Consider the following 14,829-nt stretch of genomic DNA (forward strand, 5'->3'; position numbering starts at 1 on the left):
CGCCCTAACGTGCAATGTCTGGCCGCGTGCCGCTTCTCCGCAGCTCAACAAGGTGTTGACGCTGGGTAGGGTCCGCAGCTGTCCGGGTCCCGTCCCGGTAGACGACCGTGAGGTGGAAGAGTGCAACTGAGCCCGCACGAACAGGAACGCCTGCTCATTCATGTCGCTGCCGACGTGGCCGAGAAGCGCCGGGCGCGGGGTGTGAGGCTCAACCACCCCGAGGCCGTCGCCCTGCTCACCTCCCACATCCTGGAAGGTGCCAGGGACGGCCGCACCGTCGCCGAACTCATGGCCTCCGGCCGCAAGGTGCTCTCCCGCGCGGACGTCATGGACGGCATCCCCGAGATGATCCACGACGTCCAGGTCGAGGCCACCTTCCCGGACGGCACCAAGCTCGTCACCGTCCACGACCCCATCGTCTGAGCGGGGCGCGCGATGATCCCCGGAGAGATCCTGTACGCCGAGGAGCCCGTCACCCTCAACGAGGGGCGCCCCGTCACCCGTGTGACCGTGCTGAACGCCGCCGACCGGCCCGTCCAGGTCGGCTCCCACTACCACTTCGCCGAGGTCAACCCCGGCCTGGAGTTCGACCGCGCCGCCGCGCGCGGGCGGCGCCTCCACATCGCCGCGGGGACCGCCGTCCGCTTCGAGCCCGGCATCCCCGTCGAGGTCGAGCTCGTCCCGATCGCGGGCCGCCGGATCGTCCCGGGCCTGCGCGGCGAGACCGCGGGTCCCCTCGATGCCGACGCAATCCCCGACGCCACCGCCGCCGCCGACGCAACCCCCGACGCCACCGCCACCGCCGGGGTCGCCGGCCCGAACGGAGGCCCCCGTGCCTGACCTGCACCGCGCCGTCTACGCCGATCTGTTCGGCCCCACCGCCGGCGACCGCCTCCGGCTCGCCGACACCGACCTCCTCGTCGAGATCGAGGAGGACCGCTGCGGCGGTCCCGGCCGCGCCGGCGAGGAGGCCGTCTTCGGCGGCGGCAAGGTCGTCCGCGAGTCCATGGGCCAGGCCCGCACCACCCGCGCCGAGGGCGCCCCCGACACCGTGATCACCGGAGCAGTGATCATCGACCACTGGGGCATCGTCAAAGCCGACATCGGCATCCGCGACGGCCGGATCACCGGCATCGGCAAGGCCGGCAACCCCGACACCATGGACGGGGTCCACCCCGACCTCGTGATCGGCCCCGAGACCGAGGTCATCGTCGGCAACGGCAAGATCATCACTGCCGGCGCCGTCGACGCCCATGTCCACTTCATCTCCCCGACCGTCGTCGAGCAGGCGCTCGCCACCGGCGTCACCACACTCGTCGGTGGCGGCACCGGACCGGCCGAGGGCACCAAGGCGACCACCATCACGCCCGGCCCGTGGCACCTGGCCCGGATGTTCGAGGCCCTGGACACCTTCCCCGTCAACATCGGCCTGCTCGGCAAGGGCAACACCATGTCCCGGGAGGCCATGTACTCCCAGCTCCGGGGCGGAGCCCTCGGATTCAAGATCCACGAGGACTGGGGCGCCACCCCGGCCGTCATCGACGCCTGTCTCGGCGTCTGCGAGGAGACCGGCGCCCAACTCGCCATCCACACGGACACCTTGAACGAAGCGGGCTTCGTCGGCGACACCCTCGCCGCCATCGCGGGCCGGACCGTCCACGCGTACCACACGGAGGGCGCCGGCGGCGGGCACGCTCCCGACATCATCACCGTCGTCTCCGAGCCGTACATCCTGCCCAGCTCGACCAACCCGACCCGCCCGCACACCGTCAACACCATCGAGGAACACCTCGACATGCTGATGGTCTGCCACCACCTCAACCCGGCCGTCCCCGAGGACCTCGCCTTCGCCGAGTCGCGCATCCGGCCCTCCACGATCGCCGCCGAGGACGTCCTCCACGACCTGGGCGCCATCTCGATCATCTCCTCCGACGCCCAGGCCATGGGCCGCGTCGGCGAGGTGATCATGCGGACCTGGCAGACCGCCCACGTCATGAAGAAGCGGCGCGGCGCCCTTCCCGGCGACGGCCGCGCCGACAACCACCGGGCCCGCCGCTACGTCGCCAAGTACACGATCAATCCGGCCGTCGCGCAGGGCATGGACCACCTCATCGGCTCGGTCGAGACCGGCAAACTGGCCGACCTCGTCCTCTGGGACCCCGCCTTCTTCGGCGTGAAGCCGCTCACCGTGATCAAGGGCGGGCAGATCGCGTACGCGCAGATGGGCGACGCCAACGCCTCCATCCCCACCCCGCAACCCGTCATGCCCCGCCCGATGTTCGGCGCGCTCGGCAGGGCGGCCGCGGCCGGCTCCCTCAACTTCGTCGCCCGGGCCGCGATCGAGGACGACCTGCCCCGGAAGCTGGGCCTGCACAAGGAGTTCACCGCCATCGGCGACACCCGGCGGGTCACCAAGGCCGACATGCGGGAGAACGACGCGCTGCCCCGGGTCGAGGTCGACGCCGACACGTTCACGGTGACCATCGACGGCGAGCCGGTCGAGCCGGCACCCGCCGCCGAACTGCCCATGGCCCAGCGCTACTTCCTCTTCTGACGGCGCGGACCCGATGACACGCTCCGCACTCCTCGTGCTCGCCGACGGACGGTTCCCCGCCGGTGGGCACGCCCACTCCGGCGGCGCCGAGGCCGCGGTCAAGGCCGGCCGCATCAAGAACGCCGACGACCTGGAGGCCTTCTGCCGAGGCCGGCTCCACACCACCGGCCTCACTTCGGCGGCCCTGGCCGCCGCCGCGGCGCACGGGCTCGACCCGTACGCGCTCGACGCGGCCGCCGACGCCCGCACGCCCTCACCCGCCCTGCGCGCCGCCGCCCGCAGGCTCGGCCGCCAACTGATGCGGGCCGCCCGCGCCACCTGGCCGAGCCCCGAACTCTCCGCCCTCGCGGCGGCCTTCCCGCGCGGCGCCCATCAGCCCGTCGTCCTCGGCGTCACCGCCCGGGCCGCGGGACTCGGCCCCGAGGACGCCGCCCACTGCGTCGCGTACGAGACGGTCGGCGGCCCCGCCACCGCCGCCGTACGCCTCCTCAGCCTCGACCCCTACCAGGCGACCGCCGTCCTCGCCCGCCTCGCGCCCGAGATGGACCACGTCGCCGACCGCGCGGCGGCCGTCGCCCGCCAGGGCGTCGAAGCTCTGCCGGCCGCCTCCGCGCCGCTGCTCGACCTCACCGCCGAACAGCACGCGGCCTGGCCCGTCCGTCTCTTCGCCTCGTAACCGCTCCGACAGGAGAGTCATGCACCTCGACCACGGTCACACCCACCACGGAGCCGTCTCCGCCGACGCCCACCGCCCCGACGGCACCCGCCGCGCCCTGCGCATCGGGCTCGGCGGACCGGTCGGCTCCGGCAAGACGGCCACCGTCGCCGCCCTCTGCCGGGTCCTGCGGGACACCCTGTCGCTCGCCGTCGTCACCAACGACATCTACACCCGTGAGGACGCCGAGTTCCTTCTCCGCAACGCCGTCCTGCCACCCGAGCGCATCCAGGCCGTGGAGACCGGGGCCTGCCCGCACACCGCCATCCGCGACGACATCTCCGCCAACCTCGAAGCCGTCGAGGAGCTGGAGGAGGCCGTCGGCCCGCTCGACCTCATCCTGGTCGAGTCCGGCGGCGACAACCTCACCGCCACCTTCTCCAAGGGTCTCGTCGACGCCCAGATCTTCGTCATCGACGTGGCGGGCGGCGACGACATCCCCCGCAAGGGCGGACCCGGCGTCACCACCGCCGACCTCCTCGTCGTCAACAAGACCGACCTCGCCCCCTACGTGGGCTCCGACCTGGAGCGGATGGCCCGCGACGCGAAGGAGCAGCGCGGCGAGCTGCCCGTCGCCTTCACCTCCCTGCGCGCCGAGAACGGCGTCGGGCCCGTCGCCGACTGGGTCCGCGCGCAGCTCGCCGCCTGGACCGAGGCCGGGGCCGAGGCCGGGGCGCGGACCGCGTGAGCCTGCGCGCCACCGCACGGATCGCGGCCGCCGCCGACGGCGGGCTGCCGCTGCTGGAAAGCGACGGGCCCCTCGCCCTGCGCCGCACCAGGGCCGCCGCCGGCTGGACCCGGGTCACCGTCGTCGGCGCGATGAGCGCCCCGCTCGGCGGTGACCGGCTCGCGATCGAGACCGACGTACGGGACGGGGCCCGGCTCCTGGTCGACGCCGCCGCCGCCACCCTCGCCCTGCCGGGCCGGAGCGCCGAGCCCGCCACGTACGACGTCCGGATCGCCGTGGGGGAGGAGGGCGTCCTCCGCTGGCTGCCCGAACAGCTCGTCTCCGCCCACGGCTCGGACCTGCGGATGCGTACCACCGTGGAGCTGGCCGCCACCGCCCGGCTCGTCCTCCGCGAGGAACAGATCCTCGGCCGGCACGGCGAACCGCCCGGCACCCTCGTCACCCGGCTCACGGTCCGCCGCGCCGGACGGCCCCTGCTCGACCAGGAGCTGGCGTACGGGCCGGGGGCCCCCGGCGGCTGGGACGGCGGAGCGGTCCTCGGCGGCCACCGGGCCACCGGGCAACTCCTCGTGGTCGACCCCGACTTCGCCGACAAACCGGTGGAGACCCGGCTCCTCGGGGAGGGAGCCGTGCTCGCCCCGCTCGCCGGCCCCGCTGCCCTCGTCACCGCCGTCGCCCCCGACGCCCTCGCGCTCCGCCGCCTCCTCGACACGGCCCTCACCGAACTCGCCCCGCTCTGAGGCGAGTCCGATGCGCGGCCGGTGCGAGTCCGGGCGGTCACCGCTCAGCGGTACACCGTTCACCGGTTATTGGTTCGGCAAAGAAACACGTGTACGCCCTTACCCCACGGCTGCCGGAGCGATAAAGATCATCCGGACAACCTGACACGCGGGGCTGCCACGGGGGCAGCGCCCACCCTGGGGGATACACGTGCGACGTACGGCAATGCTCGGCTCGGCCGGCACCCTGATAACCGGCACCCTCGTGGCGGGCGCTCTCGCGGCCCCGGCCGCGAGCGCCCACAACGACCGGAGCCCGCGCGACGCGGCGTCGATCGGCGTCGCCGTCGCCGCGGCCCGGGCCGCCCAGACGGGCATCGACTGGCAGGACTGCCCGGCCGACTGGGGCCTGGAGAAGCCGATCCAGTGCGGCTGGGTCACCGTCCCGGTCGACTACGCCAAGCCCGACGGCAAGAAGATCAAGATCGCGGTCGACCGGATCAACGCCACCGGCACCCCCGCCGAGCGCCAGGGCGCGCTCCTCTACAACCCGGGCGGCCCCGGCGGCTCCGGCCTCCGCTTCCCGCGCCGCGTCACCACCAAGAACGCGATCTGGGCGAACACCGCCAAGGCCTACGACTTCGTGGGCTTCGACCCCCGCGGCGTCGGCAAGTCCGCGCCCATCTCCTGCGTCGACCCGACCGAGTTCGTCAAGGGCCCCAAGCCCGACCCGGTCCCCGACACCGAGGCCGACAAGCGCGCGCAGCGCAAGCTCGCCGCCGAGTACGCCCAGGGCTGCGTGGAGAGGAGCGGCGACCTCCTGCCGTACATCAACACCCTCAACACCGCCCGCGACCTCGACGTCGTCCGCGCCGCGCTCGGCGAGACGAAGCTCAACTTCGTGGGCGTCTCCTACGGCACCTACCTCGGCGCGGTCTACGGCACGCTCTTCCCGACCCACGTCCGCCGCATGGTCCTCGACAGCGTCGTGAACCCCTCGACGCGCAAGATCTGGTACGAGGCCAACCTCGACCAGGACATCGCCTTCGAGGGCCGCCTCAAGGACTGGATGACCTGGGTCGCCCAGCACGACGCCACCTACCACCTCGGCGACACCCTGGCGGAGGTCCAGCAGCAGTGGGTGACCCTGCGCGCCGCCGCCAAGAAGGAGCCCCTCGGCGGCAAGGTCGGCCCGGCCGAGCTCATCGGCTTCTTCCAGAACGCCCCGTACTACGACTCCATGTGGGCCCCGGTCGCCGAGGCCTGGAGCGCGTACGCCGCGGGTGACCCGCAGCCGCTGATCGACAACGCGGCCTCCGACCCCACCGACACCGCCGGAAACGCCGCCTCGGAGAACGGCAACGCCGTCTACACCGCGGTCGAGTGCGCCGACGCCCCCTGGCCGACCAGCTGGAAGAAGTGGGACCGGGACAACAGCCGGCTCCACCAGCAGTACCCGTTCATGACCTGGTCCAACGCCTGGATGAACCTGCCGTGCGCCACCTGGTCCGGCCCGCGCCAGCGCCCGACCCAGGTGAAGACCAACAAGGGCCTGCCCCCGGTGCTCATCACCGCGGCCGAGCGCGACGCCGCCACGCCGTACGCCGGCGCCGTCGAGCTGCACAAGCGGTTCAAGGGCTCGCGCCTGATCACGGAGAAGGACGCCGGCTCGCACGGCGTCACCGGCCAGGTCAACCCGTGCGTCAACACCAAGGTGGAGGCCTACCTGCTGACCGGCAAGCTGGACGCCACGGACCAGACGTGCGCACCGCACGCCACCCCGAAGCCGTAACAGCCGCCGCAGGGCGATGAGGAGAGGGGCGGCCGCCCGACGGCCGCCCCTCTCACCGTGTCCGGGTCAGCCCCGGGACCGCAGCCAGGCGTCCTCCGCCGCGTAGTCGAAGAAGTCCACCCCGTACTTCGCGAGACCCGGGAAGGCCTCCCGCCACTCGCGGTCGCCCAGGTGCCCGGTCAGCCACGCGACCGTCTCCGGCAGCGACTCGGCGTACGACACCACCGGCCGGTACCCCAACTCCCGCTCGGCCGCCGTCATGTCGTAGACGATGGGGTGCGGCGCGGTCCACGGGGTGAGCCCCACGGTGCCCTCCGGCTCGCCTTCCATCAGCACCGTCTCGCTCGTCACCCCCATGACCGCGTCGATCTCCGCCCCGATCTCCGCCACCGTCGGCGCCTCGGGGTCGGCGCCGTTGAGCACCCGGCTGCCCGGGTTCGCCGCCGCGAGCCGGACGAGCTCCGCGAGGTTGTCCACGTGGACCGGGTGGAAGCGCGAGGCGCCGCCGTGCGCGAGGACGCGCACCGGTCGCCCGTCGAGCGACCGCTTCACGAACCACAGCTCGCGCGGGCCGGGGCAGAACGGCCCGTGGATCGCGCCCGCGCGCAGCAGGGTCGTCGGCAGTGCGTCGCCGGCCGCCAGCAACTCCCGCTCCAGGGCGATCTTCCGCGTCCCGTACGTGCTGTCGCCGGGCGCGACCGTCCGGCAGTCCTCCGGAGTGGGCACAGGGAAGGCGGGGAAGCCGTCCGGCCGGTCCTGCGTGTCGAAGCTGCGGCCCTGCGCGTCCTCGTAGACGGCGCCGCTCGACACCACCACCGCCGAGCCGATCCGGTCGGCGAGACCGGTCAGCTGCCGGCCGTGCCCGCCGTCGTACGCGACGATGTCGACGAGCACGTCACAGCCGTCCCCAAGCCCCGCCGCGAGCGCCCCCTCCTCGGTCCGGTCGAGCCGCACCGACCGGACCTCGTCCGGCCACCTCTCGTCCCTGGCGCCGCCCCGCGAAGCGGCGGTCACCTCCCAGCCGTCCGCGACGAGGGCCCGCACGGCCGCCCGCCCCACCTGTCCCGATCCACCCAGTACGAACGCGTTTCCCTTGGTCATGATCACGACGCTACGGGCGCCCGGAGAACCGGCCCAGGGGATTGCGCCGTGCGCGGATCCGCCCTCAGCGTTCCCGTCGGCGGAACTTTCGCGCGGGCACCTCGTCCCCCGCCTCCGCGGCCTTCACCACCGCCGCGTACTCGTCCACGTACTCCTGACCGGACAGTCGCAGGATCTCGTACATGATCTCGTCGGTCACCGCGCGGACCACCGCCCGCTCGTCCGTCGACCCCGCGAAGCGGGAGAAGTCCAGCGGCGCCCCGAAGCGGATCGTGACCCGGCGGATCCGCGGCACGACCTTCCCCGGCGGCTGGATCTCGAACGTCCCGACCATGGCACACGGCACCACCGGAACCCCGGCGGTCAGCGCCATCACCGCCACCCCCACCTTGCCCTTGTACAGCCGCCCGTCATGAGAGCGCGTCCCCTCGGGATAGATGCCGAGCAGCTCGCCCTTGCCCAGGACGCCGAGTCCCTCGCGGATCGCGGCCTGCCCGGCCTCCTTCCCGGAACGGTCCACCGGGATCTGACCGGCGGCCCGGAAGAAGGCGGCCGTGAGCCGCCCCTTGATGCCGGGCCCCGTGAAGTACTCCTGCTTCGCGAGGAAGGTGATCCGCCGGTCGAGCACGACCGGCATCAGGAAATGGTCGGAGAAGGAGAGGTGATTGCCCGCGACGATCGCCGCGCCCTCGTCCGGGACGTGCTCGAGCCCCTCGATCCGCGGCCGGAAGAGCAGCCTGAGGAGCGGCCCCAGCAGTACGTGCTTCATCAGGTGGTAGAACACCCGCGACCCCCGTTCGTCGTCCGTCATGCCCGTTGTATCGGCGCGGCGGCCCGTGGTCCACTGGTGGAGGAGCGCCACCATGACGGGCGAACGCGGAACCAGGCGTCCCGGCCGTGTCCTCACCGCGCTGCTCTGCGCGCTGACGGCGGCCGGTCTCTACGGCTGTTCCGACCCGGGCCCGCGCGAGCCGAGCCCCACACCGACCCCCGTACCCACCACGACGGCCCCGGCCACCACGGCCCCCGCGCCCGCCACGACGACCCCGGCGCCCAGCGGCCTGTCCCCGCTCACCGGGCTCCCCGCGCGTCCCGCCCCCGTCCTCGCCGTGAAGATCGACAACGTGGCGGCGGCCCGCCCCCACACGGGTCTCGGCGCCGCCGATCTCGTCTACGTCGAACAGGTCGAGGGCGGCGTGACCCGGCTCCTGGCCGTGTACTCGTCCCGGCTCCCCGAGCTCGCCGGCCCCGTCCGCAGCGCCCGGGAGTCCGACATCGCGCTCCTCGCGCCCTTCGGCCGACCGGTACTGGGCTATTCCGGCGCACAGTCCGCCCTGAACCCCCTGCTGAACGCCGCACCGCTGCACCTCGTCACCGAGAGCACCGCGCCCAGGGCCTTCACGCGCTCCCCGGACCGGGCCGCCCCGCACAACCTCTACCTCCGCACGGAGCGCGCCCTCGCCACCGATCCGCAAGCCCCGAACGCCCGGGACGTCGGCTACCGCTTCGGGGCCGCCCCGCCCGGCGGCACCCCGGTCGACACCTCGACCGTCCGCTTCCCGGCGGCCCGCTACACCTTCACCTGGTCCGCGGCCGACCGCGCCTGGCGGGTGGCGATGGACGGCCGCGCGGCCCGCGCCACGGACACCGGACCGCTGACCCCCGAGACGGTCGTCGTCCAGCGGGTCACCATCCGCCCGTCCGGGTTCCAGGACAAGTTCGGCGCGGTCTCCCCGTACACCGAGACGACCGGCAGCGGCACCGCACTCGTCCTGCGAGACGGCCGCTCGTACGAAGCCCGCTGGTCCCGGCCCTCGCAGTCGGCGGGCACCACCTTCACCACCCCGGACGGGGCACCCCTCGCCTTCGCCCCGGGCCAGACCTGGGTCGTCCTCGCCCCGCGCGGGTAGCGGTGAGCGGGAGCGGGTACGCGGGGTCAGGGCTGTGTCGGGCCCGGCCGACCGGACCCGCCCGGTGGGCGGGGGCGACGCGGGGCGGCCGGCACGGAGCTGTCCGCCGCCGCCATCCCGATCGTGGCCACCATGAGCACCACCAGCCCGAACCACAGCCAGCCGCTACTGCCGAGCGCCACCGTGTACGTCGTCGTCAGGACCAGCGCCGCGCCGGTGAGCGCCGCCATCGTCTTCGTGGGACCGGACATAGGTCCGCCTCCTCCCGACCAGGGCTGCGGAAGCAGTCGCCCCCATGGTCACCCCGGAAGGGGGGCGCGCGCTACTCCCTGGATGCTCCGGCGTGCGCCGGGGCCGGAAACGGGCCGCTCACCGGCTCCGGGTCTGGAGCGAGGCGAGATACGCGTTGTACGCCTCCAGCTCCTTGTCCCCGTTCCGGTCGGCGGCCCGGTCCATGCGGACCGCCTGCCGCTGCTCGGAGTGGTACCACTGGTAGACCAGCGCGATCAGCACGAGGACGGACGGGATCTCGCTGAACGCCCAGGCGATGCCGCCCGCCCAGTTCTGGTCGGTGAGGGCGTCGATGCCCAGCGAGGCGGGCGGGTTCTGGTACGCCTTCACCATCGGCTCGCTGGCCATCATCAGCGCGATGCCGAAGAACGCGTGGAACGGCATCCCCGCGAACAGCTCCAGCATCCGCATCACGTAACCCGGCCGGTGCGGGCCCGGGTCCACGCCCATGATCGGCCAGAAGAAGACCACGCCGACCATCAGGAAGTGCACCATCATCCCGATGTGCCCGGGCTTGGAGCCCATCAGGAAGTCGAAGAGCGGCGTGAAGTACAGCGCGTACAGGCTCGCGATGAACATCGGGATCGTGAAGCCGGGGTGCGTGATCACCTTCATGTACCGGCTGTGCAGCAGCTTCAGGAGCAGCTCGCGCGGCCCCGTCGAGCCGCGGCCCGCCACCGGAAGCGCCCGCAGCGCCAGCGTCACCGGCGCGCCGAGCAGCAGCAGGATCGGCGACAGCATGGAGATCACCATGTGCTGCACCATGTGCACGCTGAACATGACCATGCCGTAGTCGTTGAGTTTGGTGCACATCACCAGGGCGACGGTCAGGACGCCGACGACGAAGAACACCGTCCGGCTCACCGGCCACGCGTCACCGCGCCGCCGCAGCCGCGCCACACCCCAGCCGTAGAGACCGAGCGCCGTGAGGCAGCCGATCAGGAAGAAGAGGTCGGGAGAGAACTCCAGACCCCGCCCCAGCGTGAACGGCGGCAGATCCGTGGTCATGCCGTGCCCGCTGTGATCCATCTGAGTACTCCTGGAGCCCGATTCGCGCTTGTTGTCCGCACCAGACTAGAACCGCCCCCGGCCGCGACTGCGACCGGGGGCGGTTCCAGGACCTGTGGCGTCTCGTCAGAGCACGCACTCGGCTTCGGCGTAGCGGTCCTCCGGGACCGTCTTGAGGGACTCGACGGCCTGCGCCAGCGGGACCATGACGATGTCCGTGCCGCGCAGCGCGGTCAGCATGCCGAACTCGCCGCGGTGCGCCGCCTCCACCGCGTGCCAGCCGAAGCGGGTGGCGAGGACGCGGTCGTACGCGGTCGGGGTGCCGCCGCGCTGGACGTGGCCGAGGATGACCGGGCGGGCCTCCTTGCCGAGGCGCCCCTCCAGCTCGACGGAGAGCTGGTTGGCGATGCCGGTGAACCGCTCGTGGCCGTAGATGTCGGTGCCGGCGGTCTTGAAGTCCATCGAGCCCTCGCGCGGCTTCGCGCCCTCGGCGACGACGACTATCGCGAACCGCTTGCCGGCCTCGAACCGCTCGCCGACGCGGGCGGTCAGCTCGTCGATGTCGAAGGGGCGCTCGGGGACGACGACGGCGTGCGCGCCGGCGGCCATGCCGGAGTGCAGCGCGATCCATCCGGTGTGGCGGCCCATGACCTCGACGACGAGGACGCGCTGGTGGGACTCGGCGGTCGTCTTCAGCCGGTCGAGGGCCTCGGTGGCGACGGTGACGGCCGTGTCGAAGCCGAAGGTGACGTCGGTGGAGGCGATGTCGTTGTCGATGGTCTTCGGGACCCCGACGATCGGCAGGCCCGCCTCGGAGAGGAGGTTCGCCGCCTTCAGGGTGCCCTCGCCGCCGATCGGGATGATGGCGTCGAGGCCCAGGTCCGCGACGTGGCCGCGGGCGGTCTCGACGCCGCCGACGAGGTGCGCGGGCTGGACCCGGGAGGAGCCGAGGATGGTGCCGCCGCGGGCGAGTATGCCGCCCACCGCGTCGAGGTCGAGCTTGCGGTAGTCACACTCCAGCAGGCCCTTCCACCCGTCGTGGAAGCCGATGACCTCGTCACCGTGGTCGACGACGGCGCGGTGCACGACGGAACGGATGACGGCATTCAGACCGGGGCAGTCTCCGCCGGAGGTGAGCACACCAATGCGCATAGCCCAAAAACCTTTGCAACGTGGGCCGACTCCCGGACCACGTCGTCCGGCTGGATCCCCGCCACCCTATCGGTGCAGGGTGGCGGGGCCGAAACGGATGTCCGCACAGTGGACACCGTACTTTCGTACGAGCCCGAGACGGCGCGCCCGAGGGGGCGTCAGGCGGGCTGCGTCAGGCGGGCTGCGTGGCCGCCGCGATGCGCTCGGCGCGCAGCGCGTCGTACCACCGGTCGTCGGTCGGCGGCAGCGCGTTCACGTCGAGGGCCAGCTTCAGGAGCAGGTCCGCGATCTGCGGGTTCCGGGCCATGACGGGACCGTGCATGTACGTACCGAACACGGTCTCGTTGTACGCGCCCTCGGTGCCGTCGCCGGTGCCGTTGCCGTTGCCGAAGACGGTCCGGGCGAACGGCCGGGCCGTCGGGCCGAGGTGGGTGATGCCCTGGTGGTTCTCGAACCCGGTCAGCTGGGGCAGTCCGAGGCGCGGGTCGATGTCCGCGAGGACGTCGCCGACGCACCGCGCGCCCTCGCCGCGGGTCGAGATCACGTCGATCAGACCGAGGCCGGCCTCGCGCTCGCCGAGGTCGTTGATGAACTCGTGGCCCAGGATCTGGTAGCCGGCGCAGACCGAGAAGATGATCGCGCCGTTGGACGCGGCCCGGCTGAGACCGCCGTCCCTCCGCAGCCGCTCGGCCGCGAGCCGCTGCGGCCGGTCCTCGCCGCCGCCGATCAGATAGATGTCGCCGGAGGTCGGCACCGGCTGGTCGCTGCGGACGTCGACGCGCTCGACGCTGAGGCCGCGCTGCTCGGCGCGGCGCTGGACGACGAGGACGTTGCCCTGGTCGCCGTAGGTGCTGAGCAGGTCCGGGTAGACCCAGACCAGGCGCAAGCTGCTGTCACTCATGCTGCATGTCCTCTACGGGTCAGTTGCCGACGCGGCGGCGGACGTCCTGGAAGGCGGTGTAGTTGGCGATCAGCTCGATCTGCCCGGGCGGGGCCATCGTGACGGCCTCGTCGAGCGTCTCGCACACACGGAAGTCCACACCCGCGACCTCCAGGCGGACCGCGAGGTCCAGCTTCCGGTCGCCGATCACCATGATCGGGTGACCGGCGAGCCGCCCGTAGTCCACGTCCCACAGCCAGGAGGTGTCCGTGCCGTCGGCGCCGCGCGCGTTGACGGCGAGGATCACCGGGGCCGGCGGCCCGTCGATGAGGGAAAACGTTTCGAGCCAGCCGGCCGGGTTCTTCGCGAGCAGCAGGCGCAGGTCGCGACCCTGGAACGAGACGACGTCATAGCGTCCCGCGACGGCCTGGACCTGGTACATGCGCTCCAGGGCCACCTGCGGCGGCACCCCGAAGACCGCGGCGACGGCGGCCGAGGTGGCGGCGTTCGCCTTGTTGGCGCGGCCGGGCAGCTGGAGCCGGATCGGCCAGGCCGAACCGTGCGGGTCGAGCACGTGGTCGCCGTTGAGCGCCCAGCTCGGCGCGGGGCGGCGGAAGCCGCACTCGCCGCAGAACCAGTCGTCGCCCGGACGCTGCATCACACCGCCGCAGGCGGGGCACGACCAGGCGTCGTCCTTCCACTCCTGGCCCGCGGCCACCCACACCACGTTGGGGGAGGAGGAGGCGGCCCACACGATGAGCGGGTCGTCGGCGTTGGCGATGACCACGGCCTTGGTGCCGTTGAGGCCCTCGCGCCACTTCTCGGCGAGCATCCGCGTCTCGGCGGCGCGGTCGAGCTGGTCGCGGGAGAGGTTGAGCAGCGCGATCGCCTTGGGCGTGGTGTCGCGGGCGACGCCGGCGAGGTACTTCTCGTCGACCTCGATGACGCCGTACTTGGAGTCCGAGCCGCCGGCGAGCGCCGAGGTGATGCCCGCGGGCATGTTGGCGCCGAGCGCGTTCGAGACCACGGGGCCGGCGGCGCGCAGGGCCTCCGCGATCAGCCGGGTCGTCGTCGTCTTGCCGTTGGTCGCCGACACCAGGACGACGTCCAGGTGCTGCGCGAGCCGACCGAGGAGGTCCGGGTCGAGCCTCAGCGCGACCTTGCCGCCGATCACCGATCCGCTGCCGCGCCCCGCCGCCCGCGACACCGCGGCCGCGGCCTTGCCCGCCGTCACGGCCAGCTTGGCGCGCGGCGACAGCGGCTCTGGATTACCGGGGTGTCCTGACATCGTTCTTGTTCCTCCTTGCGTCGGTCCGGGCTCAGCCTATCGAGATCCGGCCAGCAGCCCGAACAGCGGCACCGCAGACAGGGCGCGCGAAACAGGCTGGTCACGGCGGACCGTACCCTTACGGCCATGCGAAACCGCCCCATCCCCGGCAGTTCCGGCCTCGTCCGGTCGATGACTCTGCTCGGCGACCCCGTACTGCACGCGCCCTGCGCTCCCGTCACCGACTTCGGCCCCGAACTGGCCCGGCTCGTCGAGGACATGTTCGCGACGATGTACGCGGCGAACGGCGTGGGCCTGGCGGCGAACCAGGTCGGTGTGGGCCTGCGGGTCTTCGTGTACGACTGCCCTGACGACGAGGAGACGCGCCACCTGGGACATGTGGTGAATCCGACGTTGGTGGAGGCGGACGGCGACGTGATCCGGGGCGCGGAGGGCTGTCTCTCCCTGCCGGGCCTGGAGGCTCCGACGCCGCGTTTCGACCGCGCCGTGGTGGAGGGCGTCCGGCTGGACGGCACTCCGGTACGGATCGAGGGCACGGGTTTCTTCGCCCGCTGCCTCCAGCACGAGACCGACCACCTGAGGGGCGGGGTCTACGCCGACCATGTGACGGGGTGGCGCAAGTCACGTCTGCTGCGCACGATCCGCAAGCAGCCGTGGGGCGTCGGCGCGTCCGTACTGGAGGCCTCCCGCTGACCCCCCCGCCGGGACCTGTTCCCCCGACTCAGGCGCCC

General features: G+C 72.6%; 16 protein-coding genes. 9 read left to right on the top strand and 7 right to left on the bottom strand.

Features of this window, described 5'->3' with window-relative positions:
- Window positions 1-120: 120 nt before the first annotated feature.
- The 7 genes from ACIBG6_RS00625 (at window position 121) to ACIBG6_RS00655 (ending at window position 6,468) form a co-directional block, all read left to right on the top strand.
- On the top strand, window positions 121-423 hold the full coding sequence (locus ACIBG6_RS00625) for an urease subunit gamma (protein WP_317593596.1): 303 nt from the start codon (window positions 121-123) through the stop codon (window positions 421-423).
- A 12-nt stretch (window positions 424-435) separates the two neighbouring features.
- On the top strand, window positions 436-840 hold the full coding sequence (locus ACIBG6_RS00630) for an urease subunit beta (RefSeq protein ID WP_399220268.1): 405 nt from the start codon (window positions 436-438) through the stop codon (window positions 838-840).
- On the top strand, window positions 833-2,554 hold the full coding sequence (locus ACIBG6_RS00635) for an urease subunit alpha (RefSeq protein WP_399220269.1): 1,722 nt from the start codon (window positions 833-835) through the stop codon (window positions 2,552-2,554). The genes ACIBG6_RS00630 and ACIBG6_RS00635 overlap by 8 nt, the downstream gene beginning before the upstream one ends.
- A gap of 13 nt (window positions 2,555-2,567) precedes the next feature.
- Window positions 2,568-3,230 (top strand): urease accessory protein UreF, encoded by a 663-nt coding sequence (locus ACIBG6_RS00640; RefSeq protein WP_399220271.1) that lies wholly within the window; start codon window positions 2,568-2,570, stop codon window positions 3,228-3,230.
- A gap of 19 nt (window positions 3,231-3,249) precedes the next feature.
- Window positions 3,250-3,957, top strand: a complete 708-nt coding sequence (gene ureG, locus ACIBG6_RS00645) for an urease accessory protein UreG (protein WP_399220272.1) — start codon at window positions 3,250-3,252, stop codon at window positions 3,955-3,957.
- Complete coding sequence (locus ACIBG6_RS00650; protein ID WP_399220274.1) at window positions 3,954-4,697, top strand: urease accessory protein UreD; 744 nt, start codon at window positions 3,954-3,956, stop codon at window positions 4,695-4,697. The genes ureG and ACIBG6_RS00650 overlap by 4 nt, the downstream gene beginning before the upstream one ends.
- Window positions 4,698-4,902: 205 nt before the next feature.
- Window positions 4,903-6,468, top strand: a complete 1,566-nt coding sequence (locus ACIBG6_RS00655; RefSeq protein ID WP_399221142.1) for an alpha/beta hydrolase — start codon at window positions 4,903-4,905, stop codon at window positions 6,466-6,468.
- Window positions 6,469-6,534: 66 nt separating this feature from the next.
- Here the strand turns inward: ACIBG6_RS00655 and ACIBG6_RS00660 are convergent, their stop codons facing one another.
- Together ACIBG6_RS00660 and ACIBG6_RS00665 are read right to left on the bottom strand one after the other, a co-directional pair.
- Window positions 6,535-7,569, bottom strand: a complete 1,035-nt coding sequence (locus ACIBG6_RS00660; protein ID WP_399220275.1) for an NAD-dependent epimerase/dehydratase family protein — start codon at window positions 7,567-7,569, stop codon at window positions 6,535-6,537.
- 64 nt (window positions 7,570-7,633) lie between these two features.
- Window positions 7,634-8,353 carry a lysophospholipid acyltransferase family protein gene (locus ACIBG6_RS00665; protein WP_399221143.1) on the bottom strand — a complete coding sequence of 240 codons (720 nt, stop codon included), beginning with the start codon at window positions 8,351-8,353 and terminating at the stop codon, window positions 7,634-7,636.
- Window positions 8,354-8,432: 79 nt separating this feature from the next.
- Here ACIBG6_RS00665 and ACIBG6_RS00670 point away from each other — a divergent pair, with 79 nt between their 5' ends.
- Window positions 8,433-9,479 carry a DUF3048 domain-containing protein gene (locus ACIBG6_RS00670; RefSeq protein WP_399220276.1) on the top strand — a complete coding sequence of 349 codons (1,047 nt, stop codon included), beginning with the start codon at window positions 8,433-8,435 and terminating at the stop codon, window positions 9,477-9,479.
- Window positions 9,480-9,505: 26 nt separating this feature from the next.
- Here ACIBG6_RS00670 and ACIBG6_RS00675 read toward each other — a convergent pair whose 3' ends face one another.
- The 5 genes from ACIBG6_RS00675 to ACIBG6_RS00695 form a co-directional block, all read right to left on the bottom strand.
- Window positions 9,506-9,730 carry a hypothetical protein gene (locus ACIBG6_RS00675; protein WP_399221194.1) on the bottom strand — a complete coding sequence of 75 codons (225 nt, stop codon included), beginning with the start codon at window positions 9,728-9,730 and terminating at the stop codon, window positions 9,506-9,508.
- A gap of 118 nt (window positions 9,731-9,848) precedes the next feature.
- Complete coding sequence (locus ACIBG6_RS00680; RefSeq protein WP_399220277.1) at window positions 9,849-10,799, bottom strand: cytochrome c oxidase assembly protein; 951 nt, start codon at window positions 10,797-10,799, stop codon at window positions 9,849-9,851.
- 105 nt (window positions 10,800-10,904) lie between these two features.
- Complete coding sequence (locus tag ACIBG6_RS00685; RefSeq protein ID WP_399220279.1) at window positions 10,905-11,930, bottom strand: 6-phosphofructokinase; 1,026 nt, start codon at window positions 11,928-11,930, stop codon at window positions 10,905-10,907.
- A gap of 172 nt (window positions 11,931-12,102) precedes the next feature.
- Window positions 12,103-12,831, bottom strand: coding sequence for a type 1 glutamine amidotransferase (locus ACIBG6_RS00690; RefSeq protein WP_399220280.1), 729 nt, complete (start codon window positions 12,829-12,831; stop codon window positions 12,103-12,105).
- Between the two features lie 19 nt (window positions 12,832-12,850).
- Window positions 12,851-14,098: a MurT ligase domain-containing protein gene (locus ACIBG6_RS00695; protein ID WP_329624721.1), complete on the bottom strand. Its 1,248-nt coding sequence runs from the start codon at window positions 14,096-14,098 to the stop codon at window positions 12,851-12,853.
- 126 nt (window positions 14,099-14,224) lie between these two features.
- On the opposite strand from ACIBG6_RS00695, the gene def reads away from it, so the two are divergent.
- Window positions 14,225-14,791, top strand: coding sequence for a peptide deformylase (gene def, locus ACIBG6_RS00700; RefSeq protein WP_399220281.1), 567 nt, complete (start codon window positions 14,225-14,227; stop codon window positions 14,789-14,791).
- Window positions 14,792-14,829: the final 38 nt, after the last annotated feature.

The organism is Streptomyces sp. NPDC050842, from assembly GCF_044456565.1.
Lineage (GTDB): Bacteria > Actinomycetota > Actinomycetes > Streptomycetales > Streptomycetaceae > Streptomyces.

Bases quoted from the DNA above. Each gene is read 5' to 3' on its own strand.
- ACIBG6_RS00685 (WP_399220279.1), bottom strand. From the start codon at position 11,930: ATGCGCATTGGTGTGCTCACCTCCGGCGGAGACTGCCCCGGTCTGAAT.
- ACIBG6_RS00670 (WP_399220276.1), top strand. From the start codon at position 8,433: ATGACGGGCGAACGCGGAACCAGGCGTCCCGGCCGTGTCCTCACCGCG.
- ACIBG6_RS00630 (WP_399220268.1), top strand. From the start codon at position 436: ATGATCCCCGGAGAGATCCTGTACGCCGAGGAGCCCGTCACCCTCAAC.
- ACIBG6_RS00690 (WP_399220280.1), bottom strand. From the start codon at position 12,831: ATGAGTGACAGCAGCTTGCGCCTGGTCTGGGTCTACCCGGACCTGCTC.
- ACIBG6_RS00675 (WP_399221194.1), bottom strand. From the start codon at position 9,730: ATGTCCGGTCCCACGAAGACGATGGCGGCGCTCACCGGCGCGGCGCTG.
- ureG (WP_399220272.1), top strand. From the start codon at position 3,250: ATGCACCTCGACCACGGTCACACCCACCACGGAGCCGTCTCCGCCGAC.
- ACIBG6_RS00695 (WP_329624721.1), bottom strand. From the start codon at position 14,098: ATGTCAGGACACCCCGGTAATCCAGAGCCGCTGTCGCCGCGCGCCAAG.
- ACIBG6_RS00640 (WP_399220271.1), top strand. From the start codon at position 2,568: ATGACACGCTCCGCACTCCTCGTGCTCGCCGACGGACGGTTCCCCGCC.
- ACIBG6_RS00660 (WP_399220275.1), bottom strand. From the start codon at position 7,569: ATGACCAAGGGAAACGCGTTCGTACTGGGTGGATCGGGACAGGTGGGG.
- ACIBG6_RS00655 (WP_399221142.1), top strand. From the start codon at position 4,903: ATGCTCGGCTCGGCCGGCACCCTGATAACCGGCACCCTCGTGGCGGGC.
- ACIBG6_RS00680 (WP_399220277.1), bottom strand. From the start codon at position 10,799: ATGGATCACAGCGGGCACGGCATGACCACGGATCTGCCGCCGTTCACG.
- def (WP_399220281.1), top strand. From the start codon at position 14,225: ATGCGAAACCGCCCCATCCCCGGCAGTTCCGGCCTCGTCCGGTCGATG.